The organism is Salinivibrio sp. PR932 (assembly GCF_001996125.1).
Classification (GTDB): Bacteria; Pseudomonadota; Gammaproteobacteria; order Enterobacterales; family Vibrionaceae; genus Salinivibrio; species Salinivibrio proteolyticus.
In genome coordinates this window covers 1-4,758 of record NZ_MUFM01000066.1, presented here as the reverse complement: position 1 = coordinate 4,758, position 4,758 = coordinate 1, and the positions used below count along the sequence as shown (strand labels likewise).

1 protein-coding gene is annotated in these 4,758 nt (G+C 53.5%); it reads left to right on the top strand.

The features are described from left to right. Positions 1 to 4,758 (top strand): beta strand repeat-containing protein (locus BZG84_RS16075; protein ID WP_198536751.1); only part of this gene is annotated, 4,758 nt, incomplete at both ends.

Sequence of the window (4,758 nt, the reverse complement as noted above, 5' to 3'; positions counted from 1 at the left end):
GATCAGTCTGCGGTGCAAGATTTAGATGCCGGTGATCAAGTCACCGACACCATCACCCTGACCGCAAACGATGGTACTGAGCAAGATATTGTCATCACTATTACTGGTAGCGAAGATGCGCCTGAAGTCACCGGTAACTTTACCGGCTCAGTGACCGAAGGCAACGTGGGCGATGCACCTGTCACTGCCACCGGCACCCTAGCGATCAGTGATGTCGATGGTGACGATAATCCAACCTTTGCCGATACAACAGAGACCGGCACCTATGGCTCACTAGACCTGGTGAACGGCAACTGGACTTACACCCTCGATCAGTCTGCGGTGCAGGATTTAGATGCAGGCGATCAGGTCACCGACACCATCACCCTCACGGCCTCTGATGGTACTGAGCAAGATATTGTTATCACTATTACGGGCACCGACGACTTACCTGAAGTGACTGGTAGCTTTACCGGTTCAGTCACCGAGGCTGACGTGGGCGATGCGCCCGTCACTGCCACCGGCACCCTTGCGATCAGTGATGTTGATAGTGACGATACGCCGACCTTTGCGGATACCACTGAAGCGGGCACCTATGGCTCATTAGAGCTCGTGAACGGTAATTGGACGTACACTCTCGATCAGAGCTCAGTGCAGGATTTAGATGCCGGCGATCAAGTCACGGATACTATCACCCTGACCGCCTCTGATGGCACAGAGCAAGATATTGTGATCACCATTACCGGAACAGATGACGCCCCTGAAGTCACCGGTGAGTTTGTAGGTTCCGTGACCGAAGGTAATGTGGGCGATGCGCCTGTCACTGCCACGGGCACCCTAGCGATCAGTGATGTCGATGGTGACGATAATCCAACCTTTGCCGATACAACAGAGACCGGCACCTATGGCTCACTAGACCTGGTGAACGGCAACTGGACTTACACCCTCGATCAGTCTGCTGTACAGGATTTAGATGCAGGCGATCAGGTCACCGACACCATTACCCTGACTGCCTCTGATGGCACAGAGCAAGATATTGTCATCACCATTACCGGTAGCGAGGACCTACCTGAAGTCACCGGTGAGTTTATTGGTTCCGTCGCCGAGGGTGATGTAGGCGATGCGCCAGTCACTGCCACCGGTACCATTGCGATCAGTGATGTCGATAGTGACGATGCACCCACCTTCGCCAATACCACAGAAACAGGTACTTATGGTTCACTCGAGCTGGTCGGTGAGAACTGGACCTACACCCTCGATCAAGCCAGCGTGCAGGATTTAGATGCCGGTGATCAAGTCACCGACACCATCACCCTGACCGCAAACGATGGTACTGAGCAAGATATTGTCATCACTATTACCGGCACCGACGACTTACCTGAAGTGACCGGTAGCTTTGTCGGTTCCGTCACCGAAGGCAATGAAGGCGATGCGCCTGTCACTGCCACGGGTACCATTGCGATCAGTGATGTGGATGGCGACGATGCACCCACCTTTGCCAATACCACAGCAACCGGCACTTATGGTTCGCTGGAACTAGTCGGTGAGAACTGGACCTACACCCTTGATCAAGCCAGCGTGCAGGATTTAGATGCCGGCGATCAGGTCACCGATACCATCACTCTGACTGCCTCTGATGGCACAGAGCAAGATATTGTTATCACTATTACGGGGACAAATGATGCCCCTGAAGTGAGCGGTAGCTTTACCGGCTCGGTGACCGAAGGTGACGCGGGCGATGCACCTGTCACTGCGACGGGTACGATTGCGATCAGTAATGTTGACACCGACGATAATCCAACCTTTGCCGATACCACTGAGGCGGGTACCTATGGCTCGCTAGAACTGGTCAACGGCAACTGGACTTACACGCTAAATCAGAGCTCAGTACAGAATTTAGATGCTGGCGATCAGGTGACGGATACCATCACCCTCACCGCCTCTGATGGCACCCAGCAAGATATTGTTATCACCATTACGGGGACCGACGATGCGCCTGAAGTCACCGGTGAGTTTGTTGGCTCAGTCACCGAAGGCAACGTGGGCGATGCGGTCACTGCCACCGGCACCCTTGCGCTCAGTGATGTTGATGGCGACGATACGCCCACCTTTGCCAATACCACTGAAGCAGGAACCTATGGTTCGCTCCAGCTAGTTAACGGTAATTGGACTTACACCCTTGATCAATCTGCGGTGCAGAGTTTAGATGCCGGCGATCAGGTCACCGATACCATCACCCTGACTGCCTCTGATGGTACCCAGCAAGCTATTGTTATCACTATTACTGGTAGCGAGGATGCCCCAGAAGTGACCGGTAGCTTTGTCGGTTCAGTGACCGAAGGTAATGAAGGCGATGCGCCTGTCACTGCGACGGGTACGATTGCGATCAGTGATGTCGATGGCGATGACAATCCGACCTTTGCTGATGTTACACAGGCAGGCAACTATGGCTCGCTAGAGCTGGTGAACGGCAACTGGACCTACACCCTCGATCAATCTGCCGTGCAGAATTTAGATGCCGGTGATCAAGTGACGGATACCGTCACTCTCACAGCAAGCGATGGTACTGAACAAGCCATTGTGATCACTATTACGGGGACCGACGATGCACCAGAAGTGAGTGGTGAGTTTGTTGGTTCAGTCACCGAAGGCAATGAAGGTGATGCGCCTGTTACTGCCACCGGCACCCTTGCGATCAGTGATGTCGACGGTGACGATACACCTACCTTCGCCAATACCACTGAGACTGGTGCTTATGGGTCGCTMGAGCTGGTGAACGGTAATTGGACCTACACCCTTGATCAGTCTGCGGTGCAGAATTTAGATGCCGGCGATCAGGTCACCGATACCATTACCCTGACGGCAAGCGATAACACGCAACAAGATATTGTCATCACCATTACGGGGACCGATGATGCRCCAGAAGTGAGTGGTGAGTTTGTTGGTTCAGTCACCGAAGGCAATGAAGGTGATGCGCCTGTTACTGCCACCGGCACCCTTGCGATCAGTGATGTCGACGGTGACGATACACCTACCTTCGCCAATACCACTGAGACTGGTGCTTATGGGTCGCTAGAGCTGGTGAACGGCAATTGGGCTTACACCCTCGATCAGTCTGCGGTGCAATATTTAGATGCTGGCGATCAGGTGACGGACACCATCACCCTGACTGCAAACGATGGTACTGAGCAAGATATTGTTATCACCATTACCGGTACCGATGATGCCCCTGAGGTCACCGGTAACTTTACCGGCTCGGTCACCGAGGGTGACGCAGGTGATGCGGCGGTGACTGCAACCGGCACCATTGCGATCAGTGATGTGGATGGCGACGATAATCCAACCTTTGCCGATACCACAGAGGCCAGCACCTATGGTTCGCTCGAGCTGGTCAATGAGAACTGGACCTACACCCTTGATCAATCTGCGGTGCAGAACCTAGATGCCGGCGATCAGGTCACCGATACCATTACCCTCACCGCCTCTGATGGCACCCAGCAAGATCTTATTATCACGATTACAGGTAGCGAAGACGCGCCTGAAGTGACCGGTAACTTTTCCGGCTCGGTCACCGAAGGTGACGAAGGCGATGCGCCTGTCACTGCCACCGGCACCCTTGCGATCAGTGATGTCGATGGCGATGACAATCCGACCTTTGCCGATGTTACACAGGCAGGCACTTATGGCTCATTGGAGCTAGTAGATGGAGCTTGGACGTACACCCTTGATCAAGCCAGCGTGCAGGATTTAGATGCCGGTGATCAAGTCACCGACACTATCACCCTGACCGCAAACGATGGTACTGAGCAAGATATTGTCATCACTATTACGGGCACCGACGATGCGCCTGAAGTGACCGGTAGCTTTGTCGGTTCCGTCACCGAAGGCAATGAAGGCGATGCGCCTGTCACTGCCACGGGCACCATCGCGATCAGTGATGTTGATGGCGACGATACACCGGCCTTTGCGAATACTACAGAAGCGGGCACTTACGGTTCGCTCCAGCTAGTTAACGGTAATTGGACTTACACACTTGATCAGTCTGCGGTGCAAGATTTAGATGCCGGTGATCAAGTCACCGACACCATCACCCTGACCGCAAACGATGGTACTGAGCAAGATATTGTTATCACCATTACCGGCACCGACGACTTACCTGAAGTCACCGGTAGCTTTACCGGCTCAGTGACCGAAGGCAACGAAGGTGATGCGCCTGTCACTGCGACGGGCACGATTGCGATCAGTGATGTTGATGACGACGACAATCCGACCTTTGCCGATGTTACACAGGCAGGCACTTATGGCTCGCTAGAACTGGTGAACGGTAATTGGACTTACACGCTAAATCAGAGCTCAGTACAGAATTTAGATGCCGGCGATCAGGTCACCGATACCATCACGCTTACTGCATCCGATGGTACGGAACAGGATATTGTTATCACTATTACCGGCACCGACGACTTACCTGAAGTCTCTGGTGAGTTTGTTGGCTCGGTCACCGAAGGCAACGAAGGTGATGCACCCGTCACTGCCACCGGCACCCTTGCGATCAGTGATGTGGATAGCGACGATAATCCAACCTTTGCCGATGTTACACAGGCAGGCAACTATGGTTCGCTCGAGCTGGTGAACGGTAATTGGACCTACACCCTTGATCAGTCTGCGGTGCAGAATTTAGATGCCGGCGATCAGGTCACCGATACCATTACCCTGACGGCAAGCGATAACACGCAACAAGATATTGTCATCACCATTACGGGGACCGATGATGCGCCAGAA